Source organism: Paenibacillus lycopersici (assembly GCF_010119935.1).
Classification (GTDB): domain Bacteria; phylum Bacillota; class Bacilli; order Paenibacillales; family Paenibacillaceae; genus Paenibacillus_Z; species Paenibacillus_Z lycopersici.
Map to the genome: position 1 here is coordinate 2,114,632 of NZ_CP048209.1, position 17,114 is coordinate 2,131,745.

A 17,114-nucleotide genomic window follows, 5' to 3' on the forward strand; every position below is an offset into this window, starting at 1 on the left:
TCGTGTAGAAAGCTCGTAAGCCTAAGGGGGATTTTGTAGAAAACTTGTTTAAATTATTGGGCAACTTCCTTTACGAAAGCGCATAGGATTGTATTACTTCAATAAAAAATGCCGGGCAGCTTTAGAAGGCGGAACCGTTCGGACAGCCGCCATGACCCGCATGACGCAAGCAGCGAGGGAACACCGGGATGGACGAGAGGAGGTACGGCATGGATATTTTGAAACGAATTTCGGAGTACAAGGCGGAAAGTGAGAAGCTGGCTTGGCAGGGCACTTTCAAGGATTATATCGAACTGCTGAAACAGGATCCAACTCCAGCCATGACTGCGCATGCTCGTGTCTATGAAATGATTGAGTCGTTTGGGGTGGCGGAGGGCAGCGGCGGAACGAAGAAATACAAGTTTTTCGAACAAGAGATATTCGGCTTGGATCGTGCCGTCGAGAAACTGGTTGAAGAATATTTTCACTCATCGGCCCGTCGGCTCGATGTGCGTAAGCGGATTCTTCTGCTGATGGGTCCCGTCAGCGGCGGCAAATCCACCATCGTCACCATGCTGAAGCGCGGGCTCGAGCAGTTCTCGCGCACGGAAAAAGGCTCCGTCTATGCCATTAAAGGGTGCCCGATGCATGAAGAACCGCTGCATCTCATTCCGAACGAGCTGCGCGCGGAAGCCGAACGCGAGCTTGGGGTCCGCATCGAGGGCAATCTGTGTCCTTCCTGTCAAATGCGGCTCAAGACGGAATACGGCGGCGAAATCGAAAACGTGCAAGTGGAGCGCGTGCTCGTGTCCGAGGAGAACCGCGTCGGGATCGGAACGTTCAGTCCTTCCGATCCGAAGTCGCAGGATATCGCCGACTTGACGGGCAGCATCGACTTCTCGACGATAACGGAATTCGGCTCCGAGTCCGATCCGCGCGCCTACCGGTTCGACGGCGAGCTGAACAAAGCGAATCGCGGCTTGATGGAATTCCAGGAAATGCTGAAATGCGACGAGAAGTTTCTGTGGAACCTGCTCTCGCTGACCCAGGAAGGCAACTTCAAGGCCGGCCGGTTCGCGCTGATTTCGGCGGATGAGCTGATCGTCGCGCATACGAACGAGACGGAGTACAAATCGTTCATCGCCAACAAGAAGAACGAAGCGCTTCAATCTCGGATGATCGTCATGCCGATTCCATACAACCTGAAGGTGTCCGAAGAGGAGAAAATCTACAACAAGCTCATCGGCCAGAGCGATATGAAGCATATCCATATCGCGCCGCATTCGCTGCGCTCGGCCGCGATCTTCTCCATCCTGACCCGGTTGAAGGAAACGAAGAAGCAGGGCATGGATCTCGTCAAGAAGATGCGCATGTACGACGGCGAGGAAGTGGAAGGCTACAAGGAAGCCGATCTGAAGGAAATGCAAAGCGAGTATATCGAAGAGGGCATGTCGGGCATCGATCCGCGCTACGTCATCAACCGGATCTCCAGCGCCCTGATCAAGCAGGACTTGCAATGCATCAACGCGCTCGACGTGCTGCGCGCGCTCAAGGACGGCCTCGATCAGCATCCGTCCATTACGAAGGAAGAGCGCGAACGGTACTTGAATTTCATCTCCGTTGCGCGGAAAGAATACGACGGCCTGGCGAAGAAAGAGGTGCAGAAGGCGTTCGTCTACTCGTTCGAGGAGTCGGCCCGGACGTTATTCGAGAACTACCTCGACAACATCGAGTCGTACTGCAACTGGTCCAAAATCAAGGATCCGCTGACCGGCGAGGAAATGGATCCCGACGAGCGCCTCATGCGCTCCATCGAGGAGCAGATCGGCGTATCCGAGAACGCGAAGAAGGCGTTCCGCGAAGAAATCCTCATCCGGATCTCTTCCTACTCGCGCAAAGGGAAGAAGTTCGATTACTACAGCCACGACCGGCTGCGCGAGGCGATCGAGAAGAAGCTGTTCACCGATTTGAAGGATATCGTGAAGATCACGACGTCCACGAAGACGCCGGACGAGAAGCAGCTGAAGCGGATCAACGAAGTGTCGAAGCGATTGATCGACGAGCACGGCTATTGCCCGGTCTGCTCGAACGAGCTGCTCCGCTACGTGGGCAGCCTGCTGAACCGGTAACGGCGAACCCGGAAGCGGCGAACCCGGAAGCAGCGAACCCGGATCGCTTTCAAGCCGCAGCATGCCACAGGCATGCTGCGGTTTTTTTTTGACGTTCGATCGGATCAAGCGATCGCTTGCCGCGAGCGTCTCGGGAATTACACTTCCATGTATAGGACTCGTAATAGGTATAGGTCTCGTAATAGGATTCGCACCGGGGGCCTGTGCTTCGTTTATTCGGTGGGCGGCATGTGGTATACTGGGAACATAAGTTCCTATAAGGCGAAGGAGAGTTGACAATGAAGCTGTATTTGCTAGATTCGCACGGGGACCCGGTATGGGTCGCGATCGAGGAAATTTGTCTGATTTCGCCGACGATGAAGGGCCCGGCGTTCACGGCGAAGAACGGACACGTCTATACGTACCCGCACACCATGGAGCAGCTTGTACGGCATTTCGAAGATTACGGCTTCCGCAGGCTTGACCGCAATGCGATCGCGAACTTGAACGCGGCCAAGGAATACGATCCGGTACAGCGCAAATTGGTTTTCGACGCCCAGGGCGAAGAGGGGAATGGCGAAATGCTGTACGCGACCGTATCGGTCGCGAACGAGGCGAAGGTGAAGCATATGATCGTACGGGAGTACGGCGACCCGAGTTCGGCGTATTCGGCCGCTTGAGCACGATTGCGTCTCCAACCGATGCCAGACAGCAACGCCCGCCCAAGCTCTTCCGGCTCAGGCGGGCGTCTTCGCGTCCCGGCACCGCTATATAAACTTCCGGCTCGTCTTCTTCCCGTCGCAGCTGAACACGATCCGTTTATCCTCGACGACCGTCTCCAGATGCACCGACTTGCCCCACAGCTGTACGACGTAAGGGAGCGTCCGCTCCACGTATTTCAAATCCAGCTCGACGCCTTCGTACTTATGGAACAGGAACAGCTCTCCGACCCGGTTGAAATCGCCGTCCGTGACGACGATGCTGGGGAAGCCGCCGTTGACGCGCGAGACGACGAGCTGATCGCGGACGTTCTCCCACGCCTTGTCGGTGATTTTCCACTCCGCGCCTTTCTTCTCGAAGACGTACAGGTCGAGGTCGTTCACGAGCTTCTTCGTCAAGTAGTTGCGCAGGAAGGAGATGTCGGAGTCGAACTCCCGCACTTCGAAGATCTTCTCGCGCCCGCGTCCCGGCTTGCGGCCTAGGCGCTCCTGTTCCTCCCGCGTCGGCTGATCCCAGCGCTTCTCGATGTCCTCGAAAATCTTCAGCCCCAAGTAATACGGATTGAGCGAATGCCGCGAAGGCTGGACGACCGACGAGTTGAGGTGGGCGAATTCGATGGTTTCCTCGCTCGTGAGGTCGAGCTCCCGGATGATGCGCTGATGCCAATACGAGGCCCAGCCTTCGTTCATGATTTTGGTCTCGATCTGCGGCCAGAAATAGAGCATTTCGTCGCGCAGCATGGACATGATATCGCGCTGCCAATCCTGCAGGTTCGGCGAGTACTCCTCGATAAACCAGATGAGGTCCTTCTCCGGCTGGGGAGGGAACTTCTTCGGCTCCGCCGCCGCCTTGGCAGCCTCTTCCCGCGCTTTCCGTTCTTCTTCGTCAAGGCCCCACAGGTCGTCGTACTGCGACGGCGGCTGCTGTTGATTGGAGGACTTGTCGGATTTGGCGAGCAGCTCGATGTACTGGGTTTTATCCAGCTTATACGGCCGGATGATCGTCGAGTCGACATGCTCCTGAATGGCGAGCACGGCGTCGATGAATTTCTCCACCGCTTCGGTGCCGTACTCCATCTCGTACTGGCTGACGCGTTCGGCGGTCGCGGACATGCTTTCGACCATATTGCGGTTCGTCGCGCTGAACCGGGCGTTGTTCTTGAAGAAATCGCAGTGGGCGAGCACGTGCGCGACGATCAGCTTGTTCTGGATGAGCGAGTTGCCGTCCAGGAGGAAGGCGTAGCACGGGTTGGAGTTGATGACCAGCTCGTAAATTTTGCTGAGGCCGAAATCGTACTGCATCTTCATCTTATTGAACGTCTTGCCGAAGCTCCAATGGCTGAACCGCGTCGGCATACCGTAGGCACCGAACGTATAAATAATATCCGCCGGACATATTTCGTACCGCATCGGATAGAAATCCAGACCGAATCCTTGCGCGATTTCCGTGATTTCGTCGATGGCCCGTTCGAGCGCTTTGATCTCATCCTGGTGCAAACTCGCTTCCCCCTCGCAATGCGAAATGTGTTCCATAGCTATATGTATGGGCAGGCAGGAATCGATATGTCCGCGGCTTCCGGAACGGACAAAATTGTTTGGTCTCCGCGCCGGTCCCTATGATATAGTGGAGAGGTAAATTTAGCCAATTATCGCGCGCGAAAAGCCGATGATGTGGCCGTTCAGGGAGACGAACAGCGCAGAGATGACCACGATCTTCATACAAGAATTCCACGAGCTGCTATATATTTTGGGCGCATGCCTGATGTTTCTTCTCATTACGCCGAAGTCGCTTGTTCTCGAGCTGCACCGCAAGCTGACGTACGCCGGCATATTGGTCGTGTTCTCCGTCTGTTACCTCTCCATCGAGCCAATCGACGCGAACGTCTATGCGCTTCACTTGATGCCCATAGCCATTCTGTTGGCGTCGATGTTCGAAGGCGTGCTGCCGGGAGCCGCCACTTGGCTTGCCTTCGTGTGCTGCGGCTTCTTCATCGTAGGCACGAACTGGGCCGCGAACATCGCGAGCAACACGACGCTGCTGGCGGCGGGGCTGGCGTTTCACTACAGGTCGTTCTATCGCAGCTCGCTCGGCCTGCTCATCTTGAATGCGCTGGCGCTGCTCGTCATGCACGCGGCGGTGTTCTTCGTCGTGTTCGATCTCGCAGGGGAAGGAATGGAGCTGTCGACTGCCGCGATGATCGTGTCCGGTGCGCTGCCTTCGACCGCGCTCGTGATCTACGCCTACTACCGGGTGAAAAATAACGAGAAGCTGCACGAGGAGCTCTACAATGCGGAGAAATATCAGATCATGGGCCAGCTGGCCGCCGCCATCTCGCATGAGGTCCGCAACCCGCTGACGATGACAAGCGGTTTTCTGCAAATGATGGGCAAAGAAAGCCTGCACCCGGAAACGCTGGAACGTTACCGGAAGCATGCGATCGAAGGCGTCGATCAGGCGACGTCCATCATTAGCGATTACTTGAACTACGCGAAGCCGGCGGTCGAGGAAGCGAGAACGATCGATGTCGACGAGGAAATCGCATCGTTGACGCCATGGATCGCACCGCTAGCCGCCATGTCCGACGTCGAAATTCAGCTGCATCATCAAGCGGACTCCTCGCTCTATATGACGGGCGAACCGAAGAAATTCCAGCAATGCTTGCTTAATCTGATGAAGAATGCCATCGAGGCGATGCCCGATGGGGGGAAGCTGACGATTACGACGAGAACGGAGAACGAGCACGCGGTCATTACGATCGCCGATACAGGAGTAGGAATGAGCAAGATGCAGCTGAAGCGCATCGGCATGCCGTTCTTTACGACGAAGGAGAAAGGGACGGGGCTCGGGCTGATGGTGGTCGTCAGCCTCGTCCATGTAATGGGCGGACGCATCGTCTTCTCCAGCAAGCGCGGACGAGGTACGGTATGCGAACTGCGGTTCCGGCTGAACGAGCCGGCGGACGGCCGAACGGATTAAGCCATATGGAATCACGCGAACTGGCAACATGGAATCATAAAACAAATAACCCCCCGCCAAGGCGGGGGGTTATTGCACCGACGGCAAGTCGGCTGCGAAGCGGTTGCGAAGCCGGTTACGGATTGACCGGCGGCAGCTGGCTCACATAGCTGTCGGACAGCTGCAGCAGCTTCCAGGCCCGGTTGAATTGATCTTCCGTGGCCGGCACCATCGCTTGCGCGTCGCCATGGAGCGGGTGGTTCGTGCCGTCCTTGAACGACGTGCCGGGAATGAACATCGTATGGTCCGCAATGAGCGAGCCCGACGGCAAATAATAGCGTTCCGGCAGCAGGTTCGACGTCTGATTAAGCAAATCCTGCCCGAAATGAATATGATCCTGCAGCGAGACGCCCAGCAGGTTGGCCACCGTCGGCATGATGTCGGACTGGCCGCCGGTTTCCTTCACTTCCATCGGCTTCGTGACGCCGGGCGCCGATATAATCAGCGGAATGTTGATCATATCGGAATTGGCATACTCGCGGCCGTAAATCTCGTGCATCAGCTTCTTCTCGTCGTTGTTGAGCGAGTAGATCGGCAGGCCGAGGTGGTCGCCGTAGATGACGAAGACGCTGTTATCCCACAGACCGCGCTTCTTCAAATCGTCAATGAACAACCCGAGCGCGTAGTCGGCGTAGTTCTGCGCGCGAATGTAATCGCCGACGAACGTGCCTTCGAACCGGTCCGGCAGCTTGATTTTGTACTTGCGCTCCGGAATCGTGAACGGATGGTGGGAAGACATCGTAATCAGCTGCGAATAGAACGGACCCGATTTCTGCATCTCGTCCAGCTGCGCGGCCGTCTTCCGGTACAGCACCTCGTCGGATGGCCCGAAGAATACGGTATCGTCCTGGCCGAACCAGTTCTGATCGTAATACTTCTCGAACCCGAGCGCTTTATACAAGTCGCCGCGATTCCAGAATTCCACGAAATTCGTATGGAACGTCGCGGTCTGATAGCCGTTCGCCTGCATCACTTTCGGCAGGCTCGGCAGGGCGTGTCCGGTATAGACAACCGACGCGGCCCCGGTCGGCGGCGTATAGAAGGACGTATTGACGACGAACTCCGCGTCGGACGTGTTGCCTTGACCGACCTGCTGGTAGAAGTTGGAGAAGTAGATATGCTCCTTGGCGAGCTTATTCATATTCGGCGTAATTTCCTGCCCGTCGATCTTCAGGCCGATCAGGAAGTTCTGGAACGCTTCCATCTGCACGATAATCAGGTTCTTGCCTTTCGATGCCTGCCAAAATTTCGGCGAGGCAGGCTCCTGAATGCCTTTCTCCTTGTCGATGGCGGCTTGCGTAATCTCGCTCATCGGCAGCGTCGGCTGCTTCGGATCGGAGAACAAGGTATAGATCTCGTAGTTGAGAATACCCATGTCCTCGGCCTTGACGATCTCGTTCATGCTGGCCCGGTTCGGCAGGATATTGAACAGGCAGAGCGCGAGCGAAACGATGAACAGGGCGGAGACAACGGCGCGATTAAGCGGCAGCTGGCTCAGCTGCTTCCAGTTGACGGCCCACTTGCGGCGGAACATGTACACGACCAGGACGATGATATCGACGAAGATCAACAGATAATAAGGGGCGAGAAGCGAGAACACGCTGCTCTTCACGGCCGTAACCTGGCCGATTTGCTCCAATGCGTGATACGTGACGATAATGCCGAAATACTTGTAATACATGATGACGGCGAATAAGACGGCGGTGACGAGCAAATTGACCGAGACGTAGTAGACCAGCTTGCGCTTCTTCGCGAACCATTCGATCAGGCAGAAGAGCAGCCAGCAGAACGGCATTTCGGTGACGAGCAGCTTCCAGGACGGGCCACCGTCGAAGATGACGAAATAGGCGAGCATGCTTTTGATAACCAGAATGATAGAGAAAAAAATAAACGGCCGGATGTGAAACAGCCGCTTGAAAGACCACGCAGACATGAAATACCCTTCCTTTCGAAACACAAGCTGCAAATTCCCATATCGTTCATTATGCTCTCTTTATTAAGGGTTTGTCAAAATGGTATTCATGCGAAATTAGCGAAATTATGGCGTTGTCTCATGGTATACTAAGCCTAAATAATAGAGCTCTATCTGAGGGGACAACCGACCGAGATGACCGCGATCAAAACAAAGCTGGATTCGATTAAGCTAGGCCTTGGCGCACGCGCGTGGTACAACTTCCGCATTGATGTGAGCGCTTCCGTGTTATTCAGTTTCTTCAATGTCGTATTCAACCAGTTCTACATTCCGATGGCGATTCAGCAAGGCGCTTCCAATCTGCAGGTCGGCATCATCTCGTCGGCGCCGGCGGTAGGGCTGCTGTTCTCCCCGTTGTGGGCCGCGTTCATCGAACGCTCGAACCCGAAGCCGTTCGTCGTGCTTCCGAATCTGATCGCGCGGGCGCTCATTATTTTGCCGGCGTTCTTCGGCGCGCCCCTCGTGTACGTTCTGATCGCGCTCTGTTTTCAAATGCTGATGGGGATACAGTCGCCCGGCTACGCCGCGCTCGTCATTCGCATGTACCCGCCCGAGAACCGCGGGATGCTGATGGGCAATACGAGAGTCATCATGGGGGCCCTCATGATTCCCGTCGCGTTCGGCATCGGACGCTGGGTCGACGCCGCCGGCCCCTCCGGGCCGCTGCTGTTCGCATCCGCGACAGGCATCGTGTCCATTCTCGTCTTCTCCCGCGTCAAGGCGAGGAAGTCGGCGCCGCCGAAGCTCTCGGGTTCGCGGAAGATCGATATCCGGGCGCAGTTTCAGCTAATCAAGCAGAACAGGGAGATCGCGGTCTTCTTCCTGGCCTGCAACTTCACCGGCTTCGGCAATCTGGTGGCGGTGCCGCTGTACAATATCATTCAGGTGGACCGGCTGGAGCTCTCCAACACCCAGATCGGCATTGCGCGCGCGGTCTATTTCCTGTGCCTGCTGTCCTCTTATTACGTGACCGGCCGCGTGATCGACAAGCTGTCCGCGAAGCATACGGTCGCGTTCGGACTGGCGGCGTTCGGCATCGTGCCGCTCTGTTACGCGATGCTCGGCAATTACTCCGCTGTGCTGATCGGAAGCGGCATTCAAGGGATGGGCGACGCGATCTGGGATATCGGCTTCCTCGCGTACATGTTCCGTCTCGCCCCCGGACGGGAAGCGGTCGTCGTCGGCCTGCAGTTCATGCTCTTCGGCATTCGGGGGACGATCGGGCCGCTGCTCAGCACGTACTTGTCCGATTCGGTGCCGCTGTCGTACCTGCTGACGGGCGCGGGGATTTGCGGCTTCCTCGGCGTCGCCTCGTTCCTTGCGTACAACCGAGGCTCCCTGCGCATGCGCGGTACGCTGGGAGCGCCGTAATTCAACCAAGAAGCCTCCTGCCGCCGGTCGAACCGGCGGCAGGAGGCTTCTTCTTCAATATCTTCAGCTAGTCAGGCAGGCGCCGCTTCGTTCTTATACGGCCAGCTCCCTCTTGCGGAAGAACGACTTGAGCGCGTTGTACACTTCGCTTTTCTCCTTGATGACATAGTGCATGAAGTTCGGCAGCGCAATATGCTTGAAGGCCGACATCAGCGTGCTGGAACGGTTGTACTGGTTCACTTCGCCGTAGCCGAACAGATTGGCCCGCTTCAGCAGCTCGCCGATCAGCTTCACGCAGCGCTCGTTGTCGCTCGTCAAATTGTCGCCGTCGGAGAAGTGGAACGGATAGATATTGTACATGGACGGCGGGTACCGGTTATCGATGATTTCGATCGCTTTGATGTAAGCGGAGGAACAGATCGTGCCGCCGCTTTCGCCGCGGGTGAAAAATTCTTCCTCGGTGACTTCCTTCGCTTCGGTGTGGTGCGCGATGAAGACGATTTCGACATGCTCGTATTGATGCCGGAGGAAGCGGGTCATCCAGAAGAAGAAGCTGCGCGCCACGTATTTCTCGAAGCTGCCCATGGAGCCGCTCGTATCCATCATCGCGATGATGACCGCATTGGATTGCGGTTTCACGATTTCTTCCCACGTCTTATAGCGCAGATCGTCCGGCGATATCCCATGAATGCCGGGGGCGCCGCTCGTGGCGTTGCGTTTCAGATTCTCGAGAATGGTGCGCTTCTTGTCGATGTTGGACATGATGCCTTTCTTGCGGATGTCGTTGAACCGGATTTCCCTCGTCTCGATCTGATCGCGGTCCTTCTGCTTCAGGAAGGGCAGCTCCAGCTCCTCGAAGAGCATCGTTTCCAGCTCGGCGAGGCTGATCTCCGCCTCCACGATATCGTCGCCGGGCTGGTCGCCGGCATTCTCGCCCTTGCTGCCTTTTTGCGCCGCTTGCGGATCGACGCCGAGCACGTCGCCGACTTGGCTGTCGCCGTCGCCCTGGCCGACATGCTTGTTCTTGTTGAAGTTGTAGACGAACCGGAACTCGTCTAGGCTGCGAATCGGCACTTTGATGACATGCTTGCCGTCCGACATGATAATATTTTCCTCGGAGACGAGGTCGGGTAAATTTTGTTTGATGGCCTCGCGCACCTTCTGTTGGTGTCTGGCTTGATCCTGATGTCCTTTACGATGCAGCGACCAATCTTCGCGCGACACGGTATATAGCGCTTCATGACGATCTGCCATGCATAGACACCTCCCTGGCCGAATAAGCTTGTTGTTCGCATCTTAAGCATTTCGAAGTTTCCGAAGACTGCGGGAAAGAATAAATTCTTGTTGGCGATAGACTCTGCTGCCCAATGCGGCTGCCCCTCTTCGGATTGTCTCGAAAAAGGGTCTCTCATTCATTATATTCTGGAGGCCGCTCGATATGTGAAGCAATCGCAAAAGCAAAGGACGCGGCCACTTAGGTCCGCGTGGATTCCATATGGTATCCGCTTGCCAGGCGGTTGAAAAGGCGTTCGGGTCGAGGCCAACGGCTGATAACGTTACCGCTCGATACATACGCGCAAATAAAAGATCTCATGTCCGTTTCCCATGTACGTTCTCGACAAGCAAAGGACCGCGGCCTCTTAGGTCCGCGGTCCCCTTATAAAGACGCCCTGGCAAGACGTTCGCAGCTATGGCGTGCCGCCCATGGCGATGCCGAGCAGGAACAGGCAGACGAAGCCGACCGGCAGCAGCGCATTCAGGACGATGCCGATGACCGGGAAAGCCTTGCGCGTGTACTTGGAGCTGGCGCCGATAATGCCCAGAAGGAGCCCGACGACGCAGCAGCCGAACGAGGCCAGCATCATGAGGAAAGCGGCGATCAGCGGCATGAAATCGCCGGTGTCCTTGAATTCCGCCTCGAGCCGGGCACGAATCTCGGCGCTGTTGCCGTCAAGCGGAATGTGGTTCATAATGAAGGATGTCGACACGATGATGGCTATGATGAAGACAATGAGGCCGACAAGTCCGAGCACGAACGAAGCGATCCCCAGCCTGGAGATGCGTTTGCGCGGCTCGGGACCGGGAGCCGGCACGGGATCGAAACCGAGTTCGGACGGCGGCTCATCGCGCATTGGCGTTTCTTGATCATTCACGGAGATCCACTCCTCTATGCAATCGTTCGTCTTCGTACACTTTACCTTATTTTACAGGGATTGGAAAGGATGGAGCGCAGATGTTCAACAAATACGGCGCTTACGGCGCGATCCACGCGCTGCTGGCCGTCGCGCTTGGCGCATTCGGCGCGCACGGGCTGAAGAGCAGGCTGACGGATGAGATGCTGAACGTCTTCGAAACGGGCGTACGCTATCATATGTTTCATGCGATCGGGCTGTTGCTGATCGCCTTGGCCGCGGACCGGATCGGCAAGAGCAACAATTCCATCCGCTGGGCGGCGCGATTGATGCACGTGGGGATCATCCTGTTCTCCGGAAGCCTGTATGTGCTCAGTTTGACCGACGTCAAAGCATTCGGCATTATCACGCCGTTCGGCGGCCTGGCGTTTATCGTCGCGTGGGGGCTTGCCGCGTATTCCATTTGGAAAGCGAAGAGCAACGAGTAGGCGGCAGCAGGAGGGAGAGCGCGAACCGGCTGCGGCGCGCTCCGATTCCGCATAGCGGCAGCGAAGAGCCCGCCGCACGGATGCATCCGTGCGGCGGGCTCTTCGCTGTGCCTGTTCACAGGCTCTAAATGAAATCGTCGATCTCGTTCAAGGAAAACGCGTACACCTGCTTCTCGTCGACGTGATAGACGGTCAGCTTCTGCGCGGCTTCGTCCAAATGAATGATGCGGCACGGAATGTTGAGCCTGACGCCGAAGCCTTTGTTCACCAAGATCCGAATCAAGGAATTGTCGGCGATGCATTGCTTGATGCGGGCGATGTTGTCCGGGACGGACGGTTCGGCGGTCTGTGGCTGGACGGCGGTCGTACGCTCGATCGGCACGGCTTCGGGGACGGCCTGCTCTTCGAGCGCTTCGATCCTGCGTCCCAGGCGGATCCCGGACTTGATGCGGTAATCGGCGAAGCCGGCCCGGTTAAGCAGGTGTATAAGCCGTTCGAGCGCCATTGCGTCAGACTCGCCTTCGACCAGGATATCGACGTTGAATACATGTGCGGCTGAAGAAGTCGTGCTCTTGTTGGAAAGCGTCATGGTCCCACTCCATTTAGTTCTTAAGGTACTCTCATCATACCACCTTGGGCCTGATTGCAGTAGTCCTAAGTTGCGGTTTCGTTAATCCGCCGAAACCGGGAACACTCCGAAGCGCGGCGCTGCATATAGTGAAGAAGCGATTGCCGAAACGATACAGGCAGGAGCGGCTAGCGCGGGAGGAGGTGGCTCGAGATGATGCGAATGGTACCGGTTTCGCTTGCGGACGGGAGTACGGCGCTCGGCGTCGAAGTGCTGCTGCCGAAGACGACGCTGCTGGCCGTGGCGACGGATAAAGGCTATATCATGTGCGGCGCCTTGGACGTTGCGCTTCTGAACGATCGGCTGAAGGATCGGGGCATTATCGCCGGCCGTGCAGTCGGCGTAAGAACCCTTGAGGAATTGATGGAGGCGCCGCTAGAATCGGTCACGGGGACGGCGGAAGCGCTGGGAATTACGGTAGGCATGAAAGGGGCGGACGCCCTTCTCTTGATGGTATAGATAGCGGCAGCGGCCTCTTGCGGGAGCCGGCCGAAGCGTTCATGCAGGCGTGGACGCGGCGGCAGCGGAAGCAAGGGGTTTTTTTTGCTCGTTTCGGATCGGACGAACGGGAGCTGGATGAAGTGGGAGTGGACATGAGTGTGGCCGAAGAAAGGCAAGATAAAGCCAAAAGGCAGCCGCGCAGGTGGTTCATGCGCGCGGGCTGCCTTTGGCTTATCGGACGGCGGAGCGCCGCCGGGTGTGGATCAGTCGGCGAACAAAGCCTTCAAATTCACGTCGAACGGCGGACGGATAATGCCTTTCTCCGTAATGATCGCGGTGACGTATTCGTTCGGCGTCACGTCGAACGCGGGGTTGAACACCTTGACGCCGACCGGCGCCGTGCGCTTGCCGAAGCCTTCGGTGATCTCTTCCGCGTGGCGCTCCTCGATCGGAATTTCGGAGCCCGACGGCGTGTTCAGGTCGATCGTCGACAGCGGACAAGCGACGTAGAACGGAATGTTATGCGCCTTGGCAAGCACGGCTACGCTGTACGTGCCGATCTTGTTGGCGACGTCGCCGTTGGCCGCGACGCGGTCCGTGCCGACGATGACGGCATCGATCCAGCCTTTGCTCATGACCATGCCGGCCATGTTGTCGCAGATGAGCGTCACGTCGACGCCGGCCTGCTGCAGCTCGAACGCGGTCAGCCTAGCGCCTTGCAGGACGGGGCGCGTCTCGTCGGCGAAGACGCGGAGCTTGATGCCCTGCTCCAGTGCGAGATAGAACGGCGCCAGCGCCGTGCCGTACTTCGCCGTCGCGAGTCCGCCGGCGTTGCAGTGCGTCAGGACGCCCATGCCGTCCTGGAAGAGCGTCAGCGCGTGCTCGCCGATCAGGCGGTTCGTCTCCTCGTCTTCGCTCTGAATGGCGATCGCTTCCTGCAGCAGCGCTTCCTGGCAGGCCGCAAGCTCCGAGCCGGACGCCGCCAGCGCTTCCGCGCGCGCGGTCATGCGATCGAGCGCCCAGAACAGATTGACGGCCGTCGGACGCGAGGTCGCGAGATGGGCGGCCGCTTCGCGCGCTGCCTCCAGCCAAGCCGCCGTATCGCCGGCATCGCGGCTTCCCAGCACGACGCCATAGGCGGCGGCGATGCCGATGGCGGGCGCGCCGCGCACTTTCAGATGGCGGATCGCTTCCCATACGTCCTGTACGGTAACGAGCGGCAGGTAGACGATTTCTTCGGGCAGCAGCCGCTGGTCGAGCAGGTCAAGCCGGGTGCCGGACCAAATGACGGACTGCAAGCCTTGATAGTTGGTGGATTCCATGACAATTGACTTCCTTTCGAGTTAAGCCTTGGCAGCTGCCGAAGCCGAATTCACGGCGTCGATCAGCTGATCGATCGATACGGCGCGGCGGTTCAGCTTGATGAGCGATTTGCCGATGCGAAGCGCGAGCCGCTGCGCGCGCTCGCGGGCGGACGCGTCCTCCAGCTTGTCGATGTCCGCGACATGCGCGAGCCCGACGACGCGGCGCACCATCTTGCAGCCGGCGAAGCCGATCGTATCCTGCAGCAGGCGCTCCATGTAGTTCTCCCGGTAGCCCGGCGCCGTATTGGCGAGACGGTCCACGCCGTGCTCGTTCCAGAGCGCGAGGAACTTCTCTTCGAACTGCGACCAGATGTCCTTGACCGTATCCAGCAAGTAAGCGCGGTAGCTCTCGCGGCCGGCATCGGTCTTGTCCCAGCCTTCGCGGCCGGCGAAGTTAAGCAGCAGGTTGGCCAGCACGGCGCCGATATCGAAGCCCATCGGTCCGAAGTAGGCGAACTCCGGATCGATGACCTTGGTCGATTCCGGCGTGATGAAGATGCTGCCCGTGTGCAGGTCGCCGTGAAGCAGCGACTGGGCGCGCGTCAGGAACTTCTCGCGGAGCAGGGCGACTTCCAGATGGAGCTCGCCGTCGTTCCAGAGCGCCTGCGCCTCGTCGCGGATCGTTTCTTCGAAGCTGTTCGTGTCCGCGTCGCGGTACGGGTCGTCGAAGATGAGATCCTCGGTGATTTTGCACAATTCCGGATTGGTGAAGCTGCGCGCCAGCAGCTTCTTCTCCTGCTGGTTGCGGCCGAGGTCGCTCGTGAAGAACAGCGTCCGGGCGAGGAACGTGGAGATATGGCCGGCGAACAGCGGGTAGCGCGTTCCGTTCATCAGTCCTTGGCGCATGATGACATGGTCGCTCAAGTCCTCCATGATCGTCAGCGCGAGCTCTTGGTCGTACAGATACACGACGGGGACAAGCCCCGGAGCGAGCTCGCCTTCGAGCAGGAGCGCTTCGCTCTCGATGCGCGCGCGGTCGAGCGTCAGCGGCCAGGATTCGCCGACGACCTTCGCGTACGGCAATGCCTGTTTCATGATGATGCTGCGGCCGGACGCCGAGTCGGTAATGTGAAACACAAGGTTCAGGTTGCCGTCTCCGATCTCCCGGCAGGCAAGCTGCGCATCCGGCGCGAATACGCCTTCCAGCTTACGGGCAATCTCGATGGCTTCCGTTTCATTTAAGGGATGATAAGCAGACATCAAGGGTCCACCTCCGAATCGTTGATATGGGTAAGGGCCTGTCGTGCGTACGCCTGGACCCCCAAATATGTATAGTATAGCGAAAAAAATTTAGCGTTGGAATACCTCGCTTTGTTATAATCATTCTAAATACCGTGAACGAGGGGGATACGAGCATGAACGACGAGATCGCAATGGATCGGAAAATCGCGCTGAAGGAATGGGCCGTCGCGGTCAAAGCGCTGACGGACGGCAGGCAGATCATGGTCCTTCGCAAAGGCGGCATCGCGGAGGAAACGCGGGACTTTCGACTGAAATCGCCGCGTTTCTTCCTGCTGCCGGCATATGAACACCAGAGGGCGGAGCTGCTGAAGGAAGAATACCGGGACGAGCTTGCGGCGGTGCTGGAGGGATGGACGCCGGACTCGCCGGACGCGGAAATTGCCGCATACGCCGAGGCGGTGGACGACATCGAAATCCGCGATCAGGAAACGGTGGATGCGCTGGCGAATTATCACATCTGGACGGATACTTTTACCGAAGAACGTCTAAAATGGAAACGAAAGCAGCCGCTTCATCTGCTCCTGCTTCGGGTATACAAGCTGGACCATCCGGTGCGGCTGCCGATGCAGGCCGTGTATAAGGGGTGCAAGTCGTGGGTGGACCTGGAGCTTCTGCCGGATTCCGCGGCGGCGAAGCCCGTTCTCGACGACGGGACGTTCGCCCGCCGGGCCGAGGAAATTCGCCGGGCAATCGCGCGGCAATAGTCCCGAAATCCCTTACTGGGACTAGGGCTGATTGCTTTGTTACAGAAGTTATACTAAAATATAATTGAGAATCAGTGAGAATCAGTTTAGACTAATTACTAAAGAGGAATTGTTTCAGATACGAAACAACGGAACTTTCGGAGGGAGCAGTATACCATGGCAACACATTTCAAAATCGACGGCTTGAAAGCGGCCATCGAAGGCAAAGAGATTCTGAAAGGCATCGACCTTGAAATCAAGGGCGGCGAAGTTCATGCCATCATGGGACCGAACGGAACGGGTAAAAGCACCTTGGCGTCGGCGCTCATGGGGCATCCCAAATACGAAGTGACGGAAGGCGAAGTAACGCTCGACGGCGAGGCATTGCTCGAGATGGGCGTGGACGAGCGCGCCCGCGCAGGCTTGTTCCTCGCGATGCAGTATCCAAGCGAAATCCCGGGCGTGACCAACTCCGACTTCCTGCGCAGCGCGATCAACGCCCGCCGCGAAGAAGGCAAGGAAATCTCGCTGATCAAATTCATCCGCCAAATGGAAGGCAAGATGAAAGAACTCGAGATGAACCCTGAATTCGCGCACCGCTACCTGAACGAAGGGTTCTCCGGCGGCGAGAAGAAGCGGAATGAAATTCTCCAAATGATGATGCTCGAGCCGAAAGTCGTCGTTCTCGACGAAATCGACTCCGGCCTCGATATCGACGCGCTGCGCATCGTAGCGAACGGCGTGAACGCCATGCGTTCCGAGGAACGCGGCTTCTTGATCATTACGCACTATCAGCGTTTGCTGAACTATATCAAACCGGATTTCGTACACGTCATGATGCAGGGCCGTATCGTCAAATCTGGCGGACCGGAGCTTGCGGAACGTCTTGAGAACGAAGGCTATGACTGGGTTAAAGAAGAGCTCGGCATCGTGGATGAAACGGTCGGACAGGTTTAATCGGAGGAGGAGCA

15 protein-coding genes and 1 pseudogene are annotated in these 17,114 nt (G+C 57.5%); 8 read left to right on the top strand and 8 right to left on the bottom strand.

Annotated elements, in window-relative coordinates:
- Positions 1–209 precede the first annotated feature (209 nt).
- On the top strand, positions 210–2,108 hold the full coding sequence (locus GXP70_RS09115; protein ID WP_162356146.1) for a PrkA family serine protein kinase: 1,899 nt from the start codon (positions 210–212) through the stop codon (positions 2,106–2,108).
- Positions 2,109–2,386: 278 nt separating this feature from the next.
- Positions 2,387–2,767, top strand: a complete 381-nt coding sequence (locus GXP70_RS09120; protein WP_162356147.1) for a LytTR family transcriptional regulator DNA-binding domain-containing protein — start codon at positions 2,387–2,389, stop codon at positions 2,765–2,767.
- An 87-nt stretch (positions 2,768–2,854) separates the two neighbouring features.
- Here the strand turns inward: GXP70_RS09120 and GXP70_RS09125 are convergent, their stop codons facing one another.
- The gene (locus GXP70_RS09125) at positions 2,855–4,303 is read right to left on the bottom strand and encodes a SpoVR family protein (protein WP_162356148.1); all 1,449 of its coding nucleotides are present in this window, start codon (positions 4,301–4,303) and stop codon (positions 2,855–2,857) included.
- A 205-nt stretch (positions 4,304–4,508) separates the two neighbouring features.
- On the opposite strand from GXP70_RS09125, the gene GXP70_RS09130 reads away from it, so the two are divergent.
- Positions 4,509–5,783 carry a sensor histidine kinase gene (locus GXP70_RS09130; protein WP_162356149.1) on the top strand — a complete coding sequence of 425 codons (1,275 nt, stop codon included), beginning with the start codon at positions 4,509–4,511 and terminating at the stop codon, positions 5,781–5,783.
- Between the two features lie 115 nt (positions 5,784–5,898).
- On the opposite strand, the gene GXP70_RS09135 is transcribed toward GXP70_RS09130, so the two are convergent.
- A complete protein-coding gene (locus GXP70_RS09135) occupies positions 5,899–7,755 on the bottom strand; it encodes an LTA synthase family protein (RefSeq protein ID WP_162356150.1) in 1,857 nt (618 codons plus the stop codon).
- Between the two features lie 174 nt (positions 7,756–7,929).
- Here GXP70_RS09135 and GXP70_RS09140 point away from each other — a divergent pair, with 174 nt between their 5' ends.
- The gene (locus tag GXP70_RS09140) at positions 7,930–9,165 is read left to right on the top strand and encodes an MFS transporter (RefSeq protein ID WP_162356151.1); all 1,236 of its coding nucleotides are present in this window, start codon (positions 7,930–7,932) and stop codon (positions 9,163–9,165) included.
- A 93-nt stretch (positions 9,166–9,258) separates the two neighbouring features.
- On the opposite strand, the gene yhbH is transcribed toward GXP70_RS09140, so the two are convergent.
- Together yhbH and GXP70_RS09150 are read right to left on the bottom strand one after the other, a co-directional pair.
- Positions 9,259–10,419 (bottom strand): sporulation protein YhbH, encoded by a 1,161-nt coding sequence (gene yhbH / locus GXP70_RS09145; protein ID WP_162356152.1) that lies wholly within the window; start codon positions 10,417–10,419, stop codon positions 9,259–9,261.
- Between the two features lie 434 nt (positions 10,420–10,853).
- A complete protein-coding gene (locus tag GXP70_RS09150; RefSeq protein WP_162356153.1) occupies positions 10,854–11,318 on the bottom strand; it encodes a hypothetical protein in 465 nt (154 codons plus the stop codon).
- Between the two features lie 80 nt (positions 11,319–11,398).
- Here GXP70_RS09150 and GXP70_RS09155 point away from each other — a divergent pair, with 80 nt between their 5' ends.
- On the top strand, positions 11,399–11,785 hold the full coding sequence (locus GXP70_RS09155) for a DUF423 domain-containing protein (RefSeq protein WP_162356154.1): 387 nt from the start codon (positions 11,399–11,401) through the stop codon (positions 11,783–11,785).
- Positions 11,786–11,909: 124 nt separating this feature from the next.
- On the opposite strand, the gene GXP70_RS09160 is transcribed toward GXP70_RS09155, so the two are convergent.
- Entirely contained in the window at positions 11,910–12,374 is a 465-nt protein-coding gene (locus tag GXP70_RS09160; protein WP_162356155.1) for a hypothetical protein, read from the bottom strand.
- Positions 12,375–12,566: 192 nt separating this feature from the next.
- Between GXP70_RS09160 and GXP70_RS09165 the strand changes: the two genes are divergently transcribed.
- Positions 12,567–12,872: a YunC family protein gene (locus GXP70_RS09165; protein WP_162356156.1), complete on the top strand. Its 306-nt coding sequence runs from the start codon at positions 12,567–12,569 to the stop codon at positions 12,870–12,872.
- A gap of 39 nt (positions 12,873–12,911) precedes the next feature.
- Here the strand turns inward: GXP70_RS09165 and GXP70_RS30270 are convergent.
- The 3 genes and pseudogenes from GXP70_RS30270 to mtnK all read right to left on the bottom strand — a co-directional run.
- A pseudogene (locus GXP70_RS30270) lies at positions 12,912–12,977 on the bottom strand (hypothetical protein); the annotation flags it as partial.
- 140 nt (positions 12,978–13,117) lie between these two features.
- Positions 13,118–14,176 carry an S-methyl-5-thioribose-1-phosphate isomerase gene (gene mtnA, locus GXP70_RS09175; protein WP_162356157.1) on the bottom strand — a complete coding sequence of 353 codons (1,059 nt, stop codon included), beginning with the start codon at positions 14,174–14,176 and terminating at the stop codon, positions 13,118–13,120.
- 21 nt (positions 14,177–14,197) lie between these two features.
- On the bottom strand, positions 14,198–15,418 hold the full coding sequence (mtnK, locus tag GXP70_RS09180) for an S-methyl-5-thioribose kinase (protein ID WP_162356158.1): 1,221 nt from the start codon (positions 15,416–15,418) through the stop codon (positions 14,198–14,200).
- Positions 15,419–15,573: 155 nt separating this feature from the next.
- Between mtnK and GXP70_RS09185 the strand changes: the two genes are divergently transcribed.
- Positions 15,574–16,164: a DUF1802 family protein gene (locus GXP70_RS09185; RefSeq protein ID WP_225442733.1), complete on the top strand. Its 591-nt coding sequence runs from the start codon at positions 15,574–15,576 to the stop codon at positions 16,162–16,164.
- Positions 16,165–16,320: 156 nt separating this feature from the next.
- Positions 16,321–17,100, top strand: coding sequence for a Fe-S cluster assembly ATPase SufC (gene sufC, locus GXP70_RS09190; RefSeq protein ID WP_162356159.1), 780 nt, complete (start codon positions 16,321–16,323; stop codon positions 17,098–17,100).
- Positions 17,101–17,114: the final 14 nt, after the last annotated feature.